Origin of the sequence: Streptomyces sp. NBC_00442 (genome assembly GCF_036014195.1) — a bacterium.
GTDB lineage: Bacteria > Actinomycetota > Actinomycetes > Streptomycetales > Streptomycetaceae > Streptomyces.
The window spans coordinates 2,451,267-2,470,801 of record NZ_CP107918.1; the positions used below are offsets into that span (position 1 = coordinate 2,451,267).

The 19,535-nt window shown below is 69.2% G+C and carries 8 protein-coding genes; 1 reads left to right on the plus strand and 7 read right to left on the minus strand.

Features of this window, described 5'->3' with window-relative positions; translation table 11 throughout:
• Window positions 1-7 precede the first annotated feature (7 nt).
• The 7 genes from OG432_RS10775 to OG432_RS10800 form a co-directional block, all read right to left on the minus strand.
• Window positions 8-1,555, minus strand: a complete 1,548-nt coding sequence (locus OG432_RS10775; protein WP_328310160.1) for a hypothetical protein — start codon at window positions 1,553-1,555, stop codon at window positions 8-10.
• Complete coding sequence (locus tag OG432_RS10780) at window positions 1,552-3,135, minus strand: hypothetical protein (RefSeq protein WP_328310162.1); 1,584 nt, start codon at window positions 3,133-3,135, stop codon at window positions 1,552-1,554. Before OG432_RS10780 ends, OG432_RS10775 begins: the two co-directional genes overlap by 4 nt.
• Entirely contained in the window at window positions 3,116-5,200 is a 2,085-nt protein-coding gene (locus OG432_RS10785) for an Hsp70 family protein (RefSeq protein WP_328310164.1), read from the minus strand. The genes OG432_RS10780 and OG432_RS10785 overlap by 20 nt, the downstream gene beginning before the upstream one ends.
• A gap of 52 nt (window positions 5,201-5,252) precedes the next feature.
• On the minus strand, window positions 5,253-5,699 hold the full coding sequence (locus OG432_RS10790) for a hypothetical protein (RefSeq protein ID WP_328310166.1): 447 nt from the start codon (window positions 5,697-5,699) through the stop codon (window positions 5,253-5,255).
• A gap of 653 nt (window positions 5,700-6,352) precedes the next feature.
• Window positions 6,353-6,721 (minus strand): DUF5959 family protein, encoded by a 369-nt coding sequence (locus OG432_RS10795; RefSeq protein WP_328315064.1) that lies wholly within the window; start codon window positions 6,719-6,721, stop codon window positions 6,353-6,355.
• On the minus strand, window positions 6,685-7,107 hold the full coding sequence (locus OG432_RS34920) for a DUF6896 domain-containing protein (protein WP_443058363.1): 423 nt from the start codon (window positions 7,105-7,107) through the stop codon (window positions 6,685-6,687). The genes OG432_RS10795 and OG432_RS34920 overlap by 37 nt, the downstream gene beginning before the upstream one ends.
• The gene (locus tag OG432_RS10800) at window positions 7,104-14,303 is read right to left on the minus strand and encodes a polymorphic toxin-type HINT domain-containing protein (RefSeq protein ID WP_328310168.1); all 7,200 of its coding nucleotides are present in this window, start codon (window positions 14,301-14,303) and stop codon (window positions 7,104-7,106) included. Before OG432_RS10800 ends, OG432_RS34920 begins: the two co-directional genes overlap by 4 nt.
• 732 nt (window positions 14,304-15,035) lie before the next feature.
• On the opposite strand from OG432_RS10800, the gene OG432_RS10805 reads away from it, so the two are divergent.
• Entirely contained in the window at window positions 15,036-19,448 is a 4,413-nt protein-coding gene (locus tag OG432_RS10805; protein ID WP_328310170.1) for an RICIN domain-containing protein, read from the plus strand.
• Window positions 19,449-19,535: the final 87 nt, after the last annotated feature.

The window sequence follows — 19,535 nt, forward strand, 5'->3', positions numbered from 1 at the left end:
CGGTCTCCTAGGACTCCTCGGGCAGCAGGATCTCTCCCGTACGGGTGATGAGCTGCTGTTCGGCACCGTGCAGGATCTCGGCGCCCTCGGCGTACGCGCCGGAGGCCCGGTCGAGGTCGGCGAGCAGGTCGCGCAGGGCGCGCTTGGCCGGGGCGTCGTCGGGCAGGTCACGGATGCGCGGGAAGACGATCAGCTCGATCCGCCGGCGCAGCGCCCGGGAGCGGCGCCGGTGGTCGTCGGCCGCGGCCCGCTGGTGCGGAACGGCGCCGTCGGCCAGGTCGCCCGGGTCGCCGAACGGGGCGAACCTGGCTTGGAGGCGCCGGAATTGGGCCCGGTCCTCCTCGGAGCGGTCGGGGTCGTCGAGGAGTTCCGCGACGAGGGTGAGGTAGCGCGAGATGGCGTCGCCCTCACCGCCCAGCGCGCGTTCGCGTTCCATGAGGTCGAGCACCTCGGGCAGCATGACGCCCTTGGCGAGTTCGGTGCCGGCGTCCAGGGCCGCGAGGGCCTGTTCGCGCTCGGGCTGGCTGAAGGCGAAGTAGTAGCGCACGAGCCCGTCCACGAGGGCCGCGTCGCCGAGCTCGGGGTCCGCATCGCGCACCGCGTCGACCCGGCGCCGCAGCTCCTCGAAGTCGTCCGGCGCGGGCGCCCCCGACAGGGCGGGCCTGGCCAGCCACTCCCGCAGGAGCACGACGAGCCGCAGGACGGCGATGCCGGTCCGCAGTCGCTCCGCCGCGGCACGCTCCTCCTCCGCGAGGCTCTCGTCCCCGGGGTCGACCTGCTCCGCGAGCCGCGCGAGCCACGCGCCCAGCTGCGCGGGGTCACCCTCCGCCCAGTCGCAGACGAGCAGCCCCAACTCCGCCTGCACCGTGGGTGTTTCACGCGCCACCGACCGCTCCCGGGCGTCGGCGAACGCCTCGCGCGCGTCGTCGGTGCGCCCGTCGAACACGGCCTGTACGCCCTTGACGAGCTGGAGGTCGTTCACCTCGGCGGGAATGTGCTCGGTGAGCTCGCCCAGCTCCCGCACCCGGTCGAAGTGGTGCAGCGCGCCGTCCGTCTCGCGGCGCCGCCAGTGTCCCGTGGCCAGCTGGAGGTGCGCGATGGCGGCGATACGGCGGCTCTGCGGCCGGGCGTCGAGAACGTCGTGGTGTTCGGCGTACAGATCGGTGACGCGGTCGTGGTTGCCGAGCCGCGCCTGGACGTACAGCTCCAGGTAGGCGGTGTCCCTGGTGGGCCCCTCGGCGGCGGTCAGTTCGTCGAGCACGGTCGCGGCGGCGGCGTAGCGGGCCGGCTCGTACGTACCGAGCATGGCCCGCACATAGGCCTGGGCGAAGCGGATCCGGTTGAGCGCACGGCCGCGCGGTCCTTCGTTGACGGCCTGCCCCAGCAGCCGGTCGGCGCGCTCCAGGGCGTCGCGGTCGTCGCTCGCGAGCAGGCCGAGCGCCTCCTCGTACGGCAGCCGCCAGCGGCTGGGCAGCACGAGGAGGAAGTAGCCGGCGCTCGCCACGCTCGTCAGGAACAGCACGGGCAGGACGACGAGCAGCAGGATCGTGGTCATGCGGGTGCCTTCCCGTCCTGTGCGCCGTGGCCGCCGTGGCCGCTGCTGGTGCCCGGACCGCCCTGGCCCCCTGGCTCTCGCGGCGCGCCGGATCCGCCCTGCGCCGCGTGCATCCGCAGGGCGAAGTCGGCGAGCCGCATGCCGTGTTCGTGGATCTCGCCCCGGTCCATCTGGCCGTTCTCACGCACACGCCGCAGCCCCGCCCTGACCTGTTCCGCGATGTGGGCCGCGGCGTCGAGGTGGCCGAGCCCGAGGAAGGTCTCGCCGTAGTCGAGCATCAGGTCGAACCGCCACCACATCAGCGTGCCGCCGTCGTGCAGCCAGGCGTGGACGAAGGCGTTGGCCTCGGCCAGTTCGCCCTGGCCGAGCAGGCAGGACGCCATGGCGTGCGCGTGCTCGCGGCGCAGGTCGTGCGGCAGCCGGTCGAAGGCGGCGCGGGCCGTCGCCCCCAGCCGCTGGGCGAAGGAGTCGTCGGTGGCCCCGGCTAGGCGGACCTGGACGGCCGCCCAGCCGCCGATGATGGACAGCTGCGCCGCGTACGCCTCGGTGCGCTCGGGATCGCCCTGCACCGCACGGTCGAGGAGCGACAGCGCCTCCAGGGGTTCGCCCAGGTCCTGGTGGGCGATCTCGGCCGCGAGGAGCAGCAGCGCGTAGCCGGGCCGGTCGACGAGGGCCGCGTGCGCGAGGCCGACCGCCCGGCGCGGCTCGCCCGCCTCGCGCAGCGACCGTACGGCCGTCAGCGGGTCCATCGCGCGGCGCGCCCGGTCGAGGGAGTCGGTCAGGCGCCGCACCGCCGCGTCGTCGAGCGCGGCGGCCCGAGGCCCGGTGAGTTCGCCCAGCTCCTCGCGCACGATGCGTACGGGTTCCACGCGCCGCGTCCAGGACGCGAGGCGGCCCTCGCGGCGCGGCGGGGCGAACACGGCCGCGCAGGCGGCCCGTTGGAGCAGCCGCTCGGGCTCGTCGTCCGGCAGCACCTCGAAGCAGCGCAGCGCGGCGACGCCCAGGCTGTGCAGCCCGGGGTCGCGGGGCCCGGCCGGCAGGCCGCGCGCGCCCTCGGGCGTCAGGTGCGCGATCCGCTCCGGCTCGGCGAAGACCTCCCCGAGCGACGGGGTTCCCCAGGGCGGCAGCGGCAGCAGCAGCGGGCGGTGCCCGGACAGCACGATGTCGGCGGGCAGCGCCACGAGCCCGGCGCCGATCGCCTCGCGCCAGCCGGGGAACGCCCGCAGCGCGGCGGCCACCGAGGCGACCCGGTGGGCGGGCTCGTGCTCGGCGAGGGCGTCGGACAGACTGCGTCCCGCGTCGGTCTCGTAGCTGACGATCTGGAACCAGCGGTCGGCGAACTGCCGCTGTTCGCCGCGCTCTTCGCGCACCACGGGCACGAGGCCGGGGCGCCGCGGCCGGGTCTGCCAGGCCAGCAGCTCGGCCCGCTGTTCCCCGCTGACCTCCTCGACGGGGATCAGCCGGTACCAGCGCCTGCGGCGGGGCGCGCGGTAGAGCGAACCCCACCAGCCGACCCCCGCGTACTCGGCGCCCAGCTCCTCCTCGATGACCCGGGTCCGGTCACCGACGGCTGTGGTCATATGCGTCCTCTAGCCGGTCGGCGAGATCGTCCAGGGTGTCCTCGTCGACGCCGGCGCGCACCCCGTCGAGGAACGCGCCCAGCGCGTCGGTGAGTTCGGCGGGCGCCTGACCGTCCTTGGCGGCCCGCAGCGCCTTCTTGACCGTGCGGCGGTACTCGGCGGGCACGTCACCGGGGTCGGCCTCGGCGGGGGGCGCGACGGCCTGGGCGGGGACGGCGGCGGGGGTGTTCGTGGTGGGCGGGGTGGTGGGGGCGGCCGGGGTGATGGGCGCGGGGACGGTGAACGCCCCGGGGCCGGCATCGGGGCCGCTGCCGGACGCGGCTCCGCCGCCGTACCCGGGACCGGCCGCCCCCGTACGCGTACCGGAATCACCGGAGCCACCGGAGCCACCAACGGGGTTGCCGGAACCACCGGGGCCGGGGTGGGCTCCGGCGGGCCGGACGGTGGCGTACAGCTCCACCAACACACCGCGCCGCTCAGCCAGTTCGTCGACCTTGCCGATGGTGGTGCTCTGGTCGAAGGTGGCCTGGTATTCGCGTCCGGTGTTGGTGTGGGTGACCTGCACGCCGAGCAGCCCGTTCACGTCGAGCGAGAACTCGACCTCGAACTGGTGGTAGCCCTCGGGCCTCGGCTCGATCTCGTCGAGGTGGATCGTGCCGATGAGGGAGTTGTCGTAGACGTACTCGCCCTCGCCCTGGTAGATCGCCGCCTCGATGCGGTTGGCCTGCTCGGGGTTGGTGTACGTCTTCACCTGGCGGGCCGGGATCTTGGTGCCGCGCGGGATCAGCGCGTTGAACCGGCCCTGCTGGACGCCGACCCCCAGGGTGTGTTCGGTGATCAGGGTGACGGTGTAGTCCTGCTCGTCCGCGGACCGCTCGGCGCTGGGCCGGGTGGCGAGGTCGAACGCGGGCGACGGCTCGAACCGGTTGGCCACGATGGCGGCGCCCCGGGCGACCAGGGTGTCGGGGTTGGCGTCGCCGCGCACGAACCCCTCGTCCTGGTCGAAGTAGTCGAGCAGCATCTGCTTGACCCGGGGGATGCGGGTCGAACCACCCACAAGGAGAACCGCGTTGATGTGGTCGCGCTCCACACCCTTGGCGGTCCTGGCGAAGTTCAGGGCTTCGTCGACCTGGCGCAGGGAGCGGTCGAGGATGGGCTGGATCAACGCCTCGAAGCCGGCCCGGTCGAGTTCGAGGGGGCCGGCGCCGGCGCCGAGGTCGACGACGGTCGAGGACCGCAGCGACAGCTCGCGCTTGGCGACCTCGGCGGCGGCCTTGATCCGCAGCCGGTCCATGTCCTTCGGGAGCGTGTCGCCGAGGCTCTCGACGATCCACGCGGCGACGGCGTCGTCGAAGTCGCCGCCACCCAGGCGCTGGTCGCCGGCGGTCGCGATGACCTCGATCTCGTCGTCCCGGGTCTCGATGATCGACACGTCGAAGGTGCCGCCGCCGAGGTCGAAGACGAGATAGATCTGCCGCTCGGACTCGGCCCGGTCGACGCCGTAGGCGATGGCGGCGGCGGTGGGCTCGGGGATGAGCTGGCGGGGGTAGAGCCCGGCGAGCAGGGCGGCTTCCTCGGTGGCCTTCTTCTGCCGCTCCATGAAGTACGCGGGCACGGTGACGACCGCGTCGTGGATGTCGGCGCCGAGCGCCTGTTCGGCGATGCGCTTCATCCGCATCAGGACGAGGGCGCTGATCTCCTGCGGCCGCAGCCACTCGGTTCCGAGCCTGGCCCGTACGGGGTCGCCGACGGCGTAACTGCCTCCGGCGCCGAAGTGCTGGAGGAGCTCCGGCGTGAACACGGCGCCCATCTCCCGCTTGATCTCGACCAACGCGTCGCCCGCGCCCGCCTCTTGGCTGATGGCGTCCTTGGCGTCGTGGCCGACGACGAGGGCGCCGGTGGCGGGGTCGATCCGCACCACCGAGGGCGTGGCGACGGCGGCCGCGCCCTGGTGTTCCGGATCGGCGAGGATCTTGGGCGCGAAGTCGTCGGGGTCGTAGGCGGAGACGGCGGAGTAGGTCGTGCCGAGGTCGATGCCGACGACCCGGTGCAGCTCGTCTTCCATGCGGGATCCTCCGGGTTTCACTCGTCGTCAAGCGTCGTTGGCTCGTCGTCGCTCACTCGTCGGCGAAGCCATCGAGCAGGTGGGTACGGGTGAAGTCGCTGGTGAAGTCGGTACGGGTGGTGTCCATGGGGTGGTGAACGCTCTCGCCGGCGGCCGCGAGAAAGCCCTCGATCTCCCGGCGCAGCACGGTGATCCCGGCGTCCCGGTCGTCGAGCACGGGCTCCCACGTCGGTTCGAGCCGGAGCAACGGCAGCGGCGGAAACCGCGCGTCGTGCGCGGCGCGCGCCTCGGCACTCTCCAGGCTGACGGCGTGCGCGGCCACGATCTCGTCCTCGCTCGCCCCCCGCGCCTGAAGCCGCGCGTCGTACCGGGCCGCGGCCGCGCGGATCTCCTCGGCGGTGGCCTCCGGCGCGACGCCGAGACGGGCGTACTCGGTGGCCCGGGGCACCACGATGGGCAGGGCGAACAACCCGTCGCCGCCCGCGCCACCACTCACCATCGTTGAGCCCCCGCTCCCCGTACGCAGCCCGCCCGCTCCCCGTACCCGCCCACCCGCCCGACGCACCCCGACCCGACCCCGGGCCGAAGTCCCGCCCCGACCCCGGGCCGACCCCGGGCCGCCGAAGCCTCGACCCGACCCCGCCCGGAGCCCACACCGACGCCGGGCACCGGTCGACCACGTTCACCGTAATGTGGGCTCGATTGTAGGGCTGCACGCCTCAACTTGCCGCCGATCTACGACAGTTGGGGCCGGAGTGACAGATGTGGCCGAAAGTCGCGGGCCACTGAGCCCCGCCGGCTTCGCCGCTCCCCGGACCGCGGCCCGGCGCTACCCCGCCCGATCAAGACCTACCAGATGACCGATCGGCACACATGCCGGGGCGGTGCAGCGGGTCCTCGCCGAGGTGGACTTGGCGGAGCCCGACGGCACCAAGGTGCGCAAGACCTCTGGAGGCATGCGCCAACGGCTGGCCATCGCGCTGGCCGTCATCGGCGATCCGGAGTTCCTCCCTAGACCCTGTGGGTGATATCGGCCGAAACTGCGCAGTGACTTTCCCTCGGTATCACACTGCAACGCCCGCATGGCGGGCACCCTTCCACACGGAGACACTCACGGAAGACACTTCGCAAAGCACCACCCGCCAACGGTTGTCACAGGCTTCCAATGAAGCGGCGGATGCGTGCCTGATGGCTAGCAACCCACCCCTCTTCCAGGGCAATCGGGATACGGACAGTCACCATGGAGATGGACTCGTCCTCCACGACGACTTCTGGGCAATCCCGTTCGCCCTCAAGCTGGATGCTCACCGTAGGGCCGCGATCCGTCTGCATCCACGTGATGTCTTGCCCCAGAGACAGCGCTTCCAGCGCCTGGGTCCAGCTTTCGAGCTTGGGACGAGAGAGGACGAGCAGAGTGGCACCTCTGACGAAAAGGCTAGTAATCTCGATCTTCGCCTCCCAGGAAGCGTCGCCCATTGACGACTCTACGACAACCCGGACCTCGTTTTCGACCCTGGCGATGCAAGGGAGTAACCTACGCCTACTCTCCGAAGAATACCCCGATCGACGAAATCCTCACACACAGCCCTCACGTCAGAATTCCCATAGCGCGCGCCACCGGAACTCTCAAAGAGGAAGGAGATGTCATACGAGGTGAAGAAGTCGCCCTCCGGATCGCCATCAATATGCACCTGCCCGCCCGAAGGCAGCACAACCGTATATCCGGCACCATGAACAAAATACTCGCACCCGTTGACACATAGACCTTTTCGGGGAATTTCGTCACGGCGCACGGCCGACACTAGTTCGAGTGCAGTTTCCCTCGAAAAGGTACACCTCATGGCGTCTCGAGCCTCGGAGAAGTGCACCAAGGCCCCCTGAAGGAGGGTCGCGCTGAACTCGATCACAACTTTCTCCTGTTCAGTCGATTCCCCAAGAACGTCGATGCCGACTCGACCACATCATCCATATCCTTGTAGCCGAGAAATCCGCCATCGTTCAATTGGGCAGTTACGTCCCGGATGCCTACGGCATCGACATTCGCCATGCGGGCAGCCGCAAGCCTGTGGTGGCCATCCACGACGTACTGTGTCCCATCTTCGTGCGTCACGACCGAGATCGGACTCTGCTCCCAGTCGAAGTCACCATTACGCATGGCATCACGATAGGTCTTGACCTTCTTGGTTGATGCATTCCCCTCGATCTCATGAGTGGGCTTCAATGAGTGCGGGTCGGCGGTATTGCAGTTGTGAACGAGTACCGGTGTGGCCCCCGCCAGCACATAGTACGTATGCAGTTGATCGACTGTCAGGTTGTGCGTGACGACCGCGTACTCATAGTTCCGCACCACCGTCACCGTGAGCGCGGAGCCGTCGGGCCGGCGGAGGTGTTCGCCGGGGTGGAGTTCGCCGGCGTCGACCCACGCGTGGCGGGTCTCGCTCCAGTACGGGTGGTGGTGGGTGGAGGTGATCTTCGCCGGCGGGCCGCGCGGGTTGGCGTCGTCGGTCAGGGTGAGGTCGGTGAAGTCCTTGTCGTCCGGCGTGGTGATGGTGGCCGTGACCGTTTCAGGTCGTGTTTGGCCGGTCTGCGGGTCGGTCGCCAGGACCGTGTCGCCCTCATGGATGTCCTGAATCGCCTTGGTCGTGCCGTCGGCCATCATGACCCGGACGCCGGAGGGGAAGCTGTTGCACGACGCGGGAGCGTCCCTGCCTTCGCCCGCCCCCCTGGTCTCGGCGTCGGCTTCGGATCTCGCGGCTTTGGATTCGGTTCCTGCCGCGTCGGTGGCTGTCTCCTTGGCGGCTTTCTCCTCGGCCGCCTTGGCCGCGACCTTCTCGGCGGCTCGCGCCTCATCACCGGCTCTCTTCGCCGCGGCGAAGGCCCTGGCGGCCTCGGCCGCCGTGCGTTCGGCGGCCCGGATGGCGTCGTAGGTCTTGTTGATCTCCCTGTAGACCTTGAAGATCTTGATGCCGATCTTCACGGCCTTGAAGATCTTGCCCCAGGGCACCGTCCCGAGCGCGGTGTTGAGGCAGGCCATGACGTCACCCTTGGTGAAGCAGTCGCGGGCGTCGTTGTAGCCGATGAGGTCACCGACGATGTTGATGACCGTCTTCTTCAGCTCTTCGCGCTTCTGCTTCCCCTTGGCGACTGCGGTGTTGGCCTCCTCCAGGGAGTTCCCGGCGCCGATCTCCTCGTCGGTCTCACCGGCCTGCTTCTGCGCCTGTTCGGCGAGATGCTGTCCGAGACCGATGCATTCCTGCGACGTGTCGCACTTGATCGCCAAGCCATTGGCATCCGAATTGTTGACCGGACTGTTGTTCGCGTACGCGTAGGCGTTCCACTGCTGCGGGTTGTCGGCGTCAACAATCGGGTCGGGGCTGATGAAGCGCGCGGTCTTCGGGTCGTACTCGCGTGCCCCGAGGAGTGTGAAGCCGGTCGTCTTCTCCTTCGTGCCGCCGACGAAGCCCTTGTCGCCGGCCCAACTGCCGGCCGTCGGCTGGGTGCCGCGGTCGTTGCCGAAGGGGTCGGTGGGGCGGCGCGCCTCGGCGAGATCGTTCGCGTTGATCTGGACGCCGTTGGTGCCGTGCGGGTCCGATGCCTGGTACGCCAGGGTGGACTTGCCCGCCGTCGTGGTGCGGACAATGGACAGGCCACCGGGGGCCGCGTAGGTGCGGACATCGGTGAGCTTGCCGCTCGCCACGTCCAGCGTGAGCTGGTCGGCACCCAGGTTCAGAGTGGTCTGGCCCGGGTCGCGCCGGATGAGCTGGTTGCCGCTCGTGTCGTACAGATAGCTGGTGCCCGCGCTCTCACCCGTGCCGGTGATTTTGTCGAGCTTGCCCTCTCCGTTCCAGGTAAGGGTCTTGGTGCCGGGGGTGCTGGTGATCGACGCCGTGTTGCCGGTCGCGTCGTACGTATAGGTCGTCACCTGCGCACCGGACGGGCCGGTTTCGGTGGACGACATCAAGGCGTGCGGCCCGCCTGTCCCGCCGCCCGTCTTCGGGTCCGAGGACGGAGTGTTGGGGCCGGCACCGAAGGCCTGATCGACCGTTACGTCCTTCGATGTGTCACCCGTGACGTCCTTCTTGACGAGCTTGGTCCGGTTGCCGAGCTTGTCGAAGCTGTACTGCTGCCAGTACGGGGCCGGTCCGCCGACACTTGGCTTGCCCGACCCGTCGGTCGCGGGGCCGTCGCTGTTGGCGCAGCCGCCGATGCCGCGCACGCTGGGCTGCGGGGCGGTCACCTGCGTGCCGGTGTCGGTCCAGGCCTGGGTGAGGCGGCCGAGGTAGTCGTGGGTGAAGCACTGCAGGTCGGAGGCCGTACCGTCCTGGGCGTCACGGACCGAGGTGACCTGGCCGAGTGGGTTGTAGGTGTAGTCGTTGACGTCGACACCGGCGGCCGGGGAGTTCTGCTTGTCCAGCGTGGACCGGATGACGCGGCCGGTCGCGTTGTCGTAGTCCTGGGTGGAGACGACCTGGCGGCCGGTGTCACCGATCGTGGTACGGATGGCGCGCCCGTAGGGGTCGTAGCGCAGGTCCACTACGTAGGGCGTGCGTGCCAGGCCGATACGGCCGCCCAGGCTGGTCATGTTGCCGCCGACGTCGACCCCATAACTCAGGGTCTCGGCCGCCAGGCCGGCCATGGCTGGCAGCGTGCTGGTCTGCAAGTGGCCCAGCGCGTCATAGGAGTTGGTGGTCTCGTAGGTTCCGGCGAGGCCCTTTTCGCCGGCCGGGATCGTAACCTTGGTGCCCAGCGGCCGGTAGCCGGCGTCGTAACCCGTGACCTCGGACACGTACGCACTCCCGGCGGCGCCACCGACGAACCGGGTCGTGGAGGACGGCTTGCCGAGGACCTTGCTGTCGTAGGCGAATGCGCCGACCTGTTTGGCGGGGTCGATCGCGGCGCCCTCGTAGGTCGCCGTGGTGCGGCCCAGCAGGTCGACGACCGTGGTGGCGCTCTTACCGCGTGCGTCCGTGGTGGTCGTGAGGTTCTTGCTGTCGTCGTAGACGGTGGTGGCGGTCCCTGAGTCGGGGTCCGTGGTCTTGACCGTGCGCCCGAGGAGGTCATAGGCGAAGGTCCACTCGCTGCCGGTGGAGTCCTTGCGCCACAGTTCCTTGCCCTGCGCATTGTGGCCGTAGGTCGTCTCGTCGTACGCGCCGACCGGGGTGTTGCCGTGGTACTGGCGCAATGCCACCGTCTGGCCCGTGCCGTCGGTGATGGACGCGGTGGCGTAGCCGCCCTTCGCCGGGACGGAGCGCGTCTCGTCGGCACCGGGGTACTGGGTCGTGGAGCGCCACTGCTCAACGCCGTAGGACTGGAAGACCGTGGCCGTGGTGCGGCCCAGGCCGTCGTAGACCTGAAGGCTCTGGGCGGGGATCTTGCTGTCGGGGTTGACTCCGCCGTTGGGCAGGAACAACTGCCCGGACGGGGCGGACTCGTTGTTGTAGTAGGCCGAACTGGTCTTGGTCTGCCAGCCGTGCGAGTCGAAGAGCGCGTCGGTGATCAGACGCCCGTCCACACCGGACGGGGTGGACGCCTGCGTCTGACGGACCCGGCCGAGCCCGTCGTAGATCGTGAAGCTGGAGGTGTAGGCGGGAGCGTCGTCGGTCAGCGCCTGACTGAGCACGGTGGAGGGCGCGTTGCTGCCGTTCATCGCGTACGAGAATTTGCGTGTGGGCATCGACCGGACCGCGCCCGGCTCCCATACGGCGGTGACCCGGCCGAGCGCGTCGTACTCCTGCTCGGCGACGTGACCGTTCTCGTCGGTCTGCTTCAGCGGCAGAGAGCGGCCGATGTCCAGGGTGGTGGTCGACTTCCAGCCCAGCGGGTTGGTGTGGACGACCTGGTTCGGCAGGGCGCCGGTGGCCGGGCTGAACTCGGTCCTGGTGACCGCACCACCGGGGTGGGCACCGTCCGTCCTGTTCGGGTCGGTGGTACTGGTGACCCGGCCGTAGGCGTCAAAAGTGGATGCGGCGTTCTTGCGGTACACAGGCTTGCCGTCGGAGCCGTAGCTCACCAAGACCTCGGTGGCCGTCTGGTCCGCGGTCGCCCCGGCCTGCCCCAGGGGCTTGTTGTCGAAGTACGCGTGAGTATCGGCAACGGTGTTGTCGGCGTTCGGCGTCTGGTCACAGGCACCCGAGAGCGTCAGCGTGCGCGCGGCGAGGCGCGTGGGCGCGCCGCCGGGACCGTCGGCGTAGGTGAAGGCGGTGCACAGGCGCTGCTCGGGATGGTCCACGTCGCTCTTGTCGTCGACCTGCGACGGGCGGGCGGCGAGCGTGGCGTCATAGGTGGACGTGCGCTCGGCCGTTCGCCAGCTGCCGTCCGCGAGCCTGGAGTACGTGGTGACCCTGCCCGTGTTGACGGTCCGGGCGGTGATCGCGGGCATGCCTCCGGACTGGGTACGGGTCGCTGTGACCGGCCCCTGCCACGGCGTGGTGAGCTCGTCCCCGACGAGGTCACCACCATCGCTCTCGTACGTCTTGGTATCGCGGACGAATCCGGACAGCACGTTGTCGTCGGTGAGGCTCTGCACCCGCGCGGCCTTCGGCGGCGGAGCCACGTCCACCGTGACGCTGCGCTTGGAGCCATTGGCGAGGACGTCGCCGTCCATGCCCCGCATGTAGGTGATGACCGTCTTGGTCCGTGGAGCCTCGGTCAGGTTGCCATCACCGGTGAGAGCTGTGACGGTGGCGTACCCGCGGAACTGGTCCCACGTACGGGATTTGGCGTCCGTCAGCTCGGAGTCGTTGCGGTGCCAGGCGATGCCGCCGCCGTACTCGTAGTTCGTCGCCTTGCTGACGGCGGTGCCGAACGGATCCTGCTCGGTGACGCTCTGTACGACGACCTTGTTGAACCAGTCGTTCACGGGGTCTGGGTAGGACTGGCCGGGCAGGTACCACTTCACCGGCATGCACGCCATGGTGTTGCCGTCCTCCGAGGACGGCATGGTCTTGTTGGTGCGGGAGCACTCGGGTGCCCGGTAGATGACATTGATCAGTCCACCGGTCTCGGTGGTGATGGTCTGGATGCGCGGACGCTTGTAGCTGGGAGCCGAGGCCATGGTGCCGTCGGGGCGAGCCACGTTGCCGTCGACCCGGTTGGCGATCTCAATGGGCTGGAAGGAGACCGGCGGCAGGGTGACGGGCGTCTTGCCGTTGGAACCCGTGTGCTGGACCGAGTCCAGCCACAAGGACGGCGAGGTGCCGTCACCCGGGTCCTGGAAGGACTGGTTGAGGGCGAAGGAGTCGACGGAACGGTAGGACGTTCCGTCGAGGACCTCGGTGTCGATCCGTCTCAGCCGCTTGGTGGTCCAGAACGTCGGCGACAGGTTGAGGCATTGGCCGGTGCTCGCGCAGTTCTGGTCGAGCGGTGTGTCGGGCCAGTACTTGGCGTTGTCCTTGGTCCGCTGAGCCTCGGCGCAGGTGATCGCGTCCTTGGGAAGGCAGCGCTCCTCGGTACGGAACCACACCTGGGCGGCGGGCTGTGCCTTCCCCTTGGCCTCGATCTGGTCCGGCAGGCGCTGTCCGTAGCCGATCCAGGTCGGGTAACTGGCGCGCTGGTAGAGCGTGGGCGTGCCGTTGCCGTTGTTCTGGCCGCCGCCCTTGCCGTAGTAGTTGTTCTCCTGCGCGTAGCGGTAGGTGATGAGGTTCTGGTGGGGATCGACGACGTAGTCGAGGTTCCACTGCCAGCCCATCTGTGACCAGGAGCCCTTGGCCGGAGAGTCGGACCCCAGGCACTTGTCGGCATCGCCGGGCCAGTAGACAGGCACGGTGGAGACGGAGTTGGCAGCAGTGTCGGTGCCGTCGCCACCGGGCAGGTGGTTCGAGCCGAAGTAGAACTGGCTGCCGTCGTTGGTGGTGACCTTGAAGCCCTCGCCATTCCAGGCGCCGTTGGCCCGCCCGGTCAGACGCTCGACCTTGGTGCCGTCCTCGCCCTGGAGGTGCCACTCACAGGTCGTGTCGTCCCGCACGAGCTGACCGGCGTGGCCGGCCAGTGAGAGGTTGAGCAGGTCGCCGCCCCAGCACTCGTCGCCCGAGTCCTTGACGCCTGCGTCGTCACAGCTCTTGTACGTGCGGGAGATGGAGCCGGGGTGGTAGTCCCAGCCATCGCCGATCCAACTGGCCTGTGCGTTGGTGGAGGCGGTTTTGCCATCCACCGACGAGGAGTCGTAGCCGAGCGAGACGCTCGGAGCGGGGCCGGCGACGGCGGACGGTACCTCGACCGTATAGCCGTAGGTGAAGTTACCGGCGTTCGCACCGGCCTGCCAGGAGGCGGACGGGTTCAGCGGAGAGGCCTTGTAGTCGCCCGTCGCACCCGACGGGCCGGGCTCCACTGCCAGCACGACGCCTTGTGGCGCCGAAATCGCTTGAGCCAACGGCGACTTGGCCACCGCCCGCGTCATACTGAAGGGCACTTCGACATCGGCCGTCAGCCGTCCCGAGGCATCCCGCCCGGACGCCAGCGGCGTACGCGTACGGCATCCGGCGGCCTGCGGTGTGGCGAGGGCGCAGGCGGGAAGCTCCACGAGCCGGGCGCGGTCGGCCCAGTTGGCGCCCGCGTCCCTGGCCCACGCAGAGACGTCCAGAGCGACCTGGACCCTGCCGGGCGCGACCCCCTTACCGGCGTCCGTCAGCGAGACGAGGGCGCCGCTGACGCCCGTGGCCGCGGCCTTCCCGCCGTCCGCCACCTCGACGCGAAGTTGAGCATGAACCGCGTCGTCGGCAGGGCCAGTTGCGTCCTTGCCCGTATGGCTCACGTTGGGCCCGGGGGCTATCCAGACCGGCAGGCTGCCGACCCTGACAGGTGTGGCGGACGTGTGGCCGCCGCTCGTGTCTCCCGCCGGCGGGTCCGGGAGCGTGGCGGTCCCGGCCCCCGAGGGCGTGTCCACGGCGCCTGTCGGCACCCACTTGACCCCGGCAGCGGGCGGCTTGGGACGCTGCTTGAGGCTGCTGCCCTTGACCGGCGGCGCGTCGGGGAGCGGGGTGTTCGGGGGCGTCCAAACCTTCGGGGGCGCCTCCTTGGCCTCGACCGCGGGAAGCCCTAGCCCGCCGAACAGCACCGAGAGCGCGGCGACCACGGCAATGCGTGACCGTCCGGCGCTCCAGCGCATGGAAAACCCACCCCGACGCGACAACTGGATCCCCCCACAGGACACAGAAAAGTGAAGACCACCGAGTCGAACGGTGGGCCAGATCACCGGACCTTAGGGAGCATGCGTTCGATCCGTACAGGAATTATGAGAAGTTCCTTAAGTGACCAACGTCGCGCAGTGCGTTTGAGTCACCACGCCGCGCTTACAAGCCACGCCAAGGTCTATGCAGTTGACGGGTGCATGAAGTGAAGGAAATGTGCGCGTGATCTCTGTCCGCTCAAAGCCCTAGCGAGGACCTCCACCTTGAGGCCATCAACTCCTTTGTCGTGGCTAGCGAGGCCGGAAGCCTCGCGAAGTCGCCGCCCCTTCAGAAACGGCCTGCGCCCCGCGGCCGTCACAGCAGTCCTGTCCCTCGGGCTCGGCCTGCTCGCCGTACCCGTCGCGACGGCCGACAGCCCCGGCCGGGGTCACGGCCCCGCCGACACCGCTTGGCCCGCGAGCCCGGCCAAAGCACCGACCGAGAGCGAGAAGGCTCTCGAGGGCGCCCGTGCGCAGGCCAAGAGCACAGGCAAGCCAGTCGTCATCGGGGCATTTACGTCGGAGAGTTCCCAGAGCACAGCCAATCCCGACGGCACTGTCACCTATGACTCCTCTGCCTCTCCTCAGCGCGTCAAAACGACCGACGGGTCCTGGCAGAACATCGATCCCACCCTGCACGCCCGTGCGGACGGGACCGTCACCCCGTCCGCCGTGCCCTCGTCACTGGTCTTCTCCGGCGGCGGCGACGGGCCGATGGCCACCATGGCCACCGGCGACGGCAGGAAGCTGGCCATCAAGGCGCCGTTCTCCCTGCCCAAGCCCGTCCTGGACGGCGACAGCGCGCTCTACCGTGGCGTATTGCCCGATGTGGACCTGGAGTTGACCGCCACACCGCTCGGCGGCTGGCGTCAGATCCTGGTTGTGCGGACGGCCCGAGCCGCCGCCGACCCCGCCGTCAAGAAGCTCCACCTCGATGTCGTGGCCGACGGATTGCGGGTTTCCGCCGACAGCGCGGGCAATCTCAGAGCCGTCGATGCCGACGGCACGTCCCGTTTCACCGCGCCCAGTCCGGTCATGTGGGACTCCACCGCGGCCACCGCTGCGGTCTCCCAGCAAAAGGGCATGGTGTCTCGCGGCCTTGCCACTTCGCAGGCTGCCACCGCGGAAGCCACGGGCCCCTCCAGCACTGACGGACCTGGCGCCGGCGCCGTCGTGGCCCCTGTGGCCGCCACCGCCGACAGCAGCGGGATCGACCTGGTGCCCGACGCCGCACTGCTCGGCCAGGGCACCGGTCCCTGGTTCATCGACCCGGGCTGGAACCCGTCCACGGACAGCCAGGGCGTCGAGGCCTGGGCGCAGGTCCAGGAGGCTTACCCCGGCACGGACGAGTACAAGGGCACGCAGTACGGCCAGGACACTCCGGCCACCGGATACTGCGGCTACGTGGACACCGAGCACCCCTGCTCCCCCACCGGCCGCACCCGCGCCTACTTCCAGGTCGGAATCGATCCGGCCCTCCACAGGAACGGCGCCGTGGTGCTCGAAGCCCGGCTGAAGGCGACCGTCATCGCCTCGTCCAGCCCGTCCACCAAGACGCCGCTGGGCCTGTACGACACGGGCAGTATCGCCTCTCCTACCAGCTGGAACCACCAGCCGTGCGGAACCGGTTCGGTCATGGGCGGCTGCGCGAAGATCGGCACCTTTTCGGCATCCGGTACGGGGGAAATCGATTACGGCGTACGTGACACCATCAGCTCGGGAGTGGCGAACGGCTGGCCCAACTTCACGTTCGGCCTCGCCCCGGACAACGAGACCAACAAGTACTACCGCCAGCGTTTCAGCTCGAAGTCCGGCCAGGCACCCCACCTCGTCATCACCTACGACGTCAAGCCCACCATCGGCGCCCCACGGACCGGGCCGACTCCCGGATTCGCGAGCACCAGCAGCTACGCCGCCTGCGGCACGTCCTGGGACAACCCGGGGTGGCTCGGCGCGAACAGCAACACATCCTTGACGGTCGCTGCCAAGTCGCCCACGGGCGAGACCGTCAGCACCAGTTTCAAGCTCTGGGACGACGACAACGGCGGCAGCACGTCGAACTTCACCACCCCCTGGAACGCGAGCGCCGACAGTGTCACGGTCAACGCCGGTACTCTCAAGGATGGCCACAGGTACGGCTGGCAGGCCAGCGCCACGGACGGCACCCTGGCCAGTAGCAGCAGCGCCACGTGCTACTTCCGCGTGGACCGGACTCCGCCCGTCGCCACCATCACCTCGACTGATTTCCCCGCGTCCGGCACCCTCAACGCGCAGCCCAAGTACGTTGGCCAGATGGGGACGTTCACGTTCACCGGCACCGATCCCCTGCCCGAGGGCGGCAGTCGCAGCTCGGGTCTGGCGTGCGCCCGCTGGACCACCGATCCTGTCAAAGCCGCGGCAACCGGCTGGAAATGCACCGACGCCGGGGTCGTGAAGATGCAGGACGGCAAAGCCGACGTCAGCATCACACCGCCACACTGGGGCACCAACTTCGTCTATCTGCAGACCCAGGACGAGGCCGGCAACATGTCGCAGCCGGCCGTCTACAGCTACTACGCTCCCTCCAACCCGAAGGCCCCGAGCCCCGTCTTCGGCGACGTCACCGGTGATGCCGCTCCAGACGTCCTGTTGCCCGACACCTCGGGCAACCTCCGACAGATCGGCGGCGGCACGGATCCCAACACCGCGCCCAACGCCGCATTCAAGACGGGCAACGCCGAGGACCCCAAGGCGGGTATGCACGCCGCCCCCGGGGCCAACGGCTGGAACGGCATCCAAATCACCCACCGGGGCAGCCTCGGATACAAGAACGTCGACGATCTGATCGCGCACAAGCCGGGCGACGCCAAGGCCTACGTCTACCCCAACGACACCAACGGGGGCCGATTCGACGGCCAGTACAGCATCGCCTTGGCCAAGCCCACCAGCTGTGTCCAGGCGGATACGACCACTCGTGTTCCCTGCTCCGAGTACGGCTACGGCGACGACTGGTCCAAGGTCACCCAGATCGCCGCGTTCGGAGCCCTGGACGGGGATTCCGCGGTTCTCGTGACCGATACCGGCCAGTACGCCCTGCACCGGTCCTCCGTGCTCTTCATCGAGAACGGCCGGCTGTGGCTGGGGCTGCCGGGCGACCCCAACCAACTCGACTCACAGGCAGTCCTCCTCTCCGGCAACGACCAGCAGTGGGACGGCTACGACCTGATCGCGCCGGGCCGCGCCAAGGGAACCGATCTGCCGACCCTGTGGGCCCGCTCACGGGCTGACGGCACCGTTCGCGCCTTTCCCGTCACGGGGACGGCGCAGGCTCCCGTCCTGACAGGGTTCGCCACCCCGGGCCAGGGTGCAGTGCTGGGCACGGTCGACCCCGGCCGCTTTCCGCGTATCGGTTCCGACGGCGACCTGACCGGCGACGGCATACCTGACCTGTGGGCCATCGACACCAACCAGCAGCTCGTCTCCTGGAACGGCCTCGGTACCGCGCCCACCGCCCAGGCTCCGCACCCGGACGTCACGGGTCTCGCACCGGACACGACTCCGCAGGGCAACCTCAACATGCCCACCGCAGCCTGGGACTTGAACGGCCCGGCGGCCGACGGCAGCGTCGCGAGCAGGACCGGCAACCACCCTGGCACGGCGGCCGGCATCGCTTGGCCGACCGGCATCATCGGTGGCCGACGCACCGATTACGCCGCGTTCGACGGCGCGCAGTCGACCATCACAGTCAACTCGTCCGTGGTCGACACCCGCAGCAGCTTCACCCTCAGCGCGTGGGCGAAGGCCTCCGGCGCCGGAGGCGTCGTCGTCAGCCAGGACAACGCCGCTACGCAGTGGAGCGACTTCCTCCTGTACCCCGACCCGGACGGAAGCACGTGGCGCTTCGCCCTCACCAACAGGACGAAGCCGGCCGGCTGGCAGTACGACAACACGGACGCCATCAACACCCAGTCCCGCGTCAACCCCAATGTCTGGACGAGACTCACCGCCGTCTATGACGCCGTGAGCGGGAGAATGAGCCTGTACGCCGACGGGGTCCTGATCGGCTCCGGCCATCACGACAAGGCCAACAGCCCAGTACCCACTGGCCCGCTCGTATTCGGGCGCTACCAGACCACGGGCGCGCCCAGCCCGATGGGTCCTGGTCTGCATGGCGGTGTCAGTAACCTCGCCGTCTACCCGTACGCCGCCTCGGTCACCGCTCCCGGCGCTCGCGGACCCATCACCGTCACCAGCGCCGCCACCACCTGCGTCGACACAGCCGACGGACAGAACACCGATGGCACCAAGGTCCAGATCTATACCTGCAACCAGACCGCCGCCCAACAGCTCGAACTTCGCGACGACGGCAGTCTTCGTGTGCTGGGGAAGTGCGTCGAAGCCGTCAACAGTGGTACGGCCAACGGCACCCTGCTCCAGTTGATGACCTGCAAGGGCACCAGCAACCAGCAGTGGCAGGCCCGCGCGGACGGCAGTTACCTGAACGTCAACGCGCAGCGCTGCATCGACCGCGACAACGACACCTTGGCCAACAAGGCGCAGCTTCAGCTGTGGGACTGCCGGGGCGTCGACGCCCAGACCTGGACCACCCCCAGCCTCGGCACCGCCGCCCTGCCCGCGCCCTCACCGCTGCCCGACAACGGCAAGGCGCCCACACTGCCGACGGGCGGTGTGCTCCACAACGTCAACAGCAACTCCTGCCTGGAGATCAGCGATTCGAGCAAGGAGGACGGCGCGCTCGCTCAGCAGTGGGCGTGCGGCGGCCAGCCCGGTGCCCAGTGGCAGTTCCGTCCCACCGCCTCCGCGGGGGTGTACGAGATCGTCAACGCCAACAGCGGGAAATGCCTGGAAATCGCGAACTCCAACACTGCCAACGGTGCCCGAGCCCAGCAATGGAGTTGTGCCCACATTCCCACCCAGCAGTGGACCATCCAGGCCATCGGCACCACGGGCCACCTGAACATCACCAACGTCAACAGCGGCAAGTCCCTGGAAATCGCCGACTACAGCAAGACCGACGGCGCCGCGGCCCAGCAATGGACCCACGCCCCCAACCCCGACCTGCCCTCACAGAGCTGGTACACGTAATCCGCGTCCCCTACCAGTGCCCAGTCCACAGCCGGCTGCTCTCCCGCGACGGGAGGTGGCCGGCTGTCGGTCTGTCGCCTGCTCAGC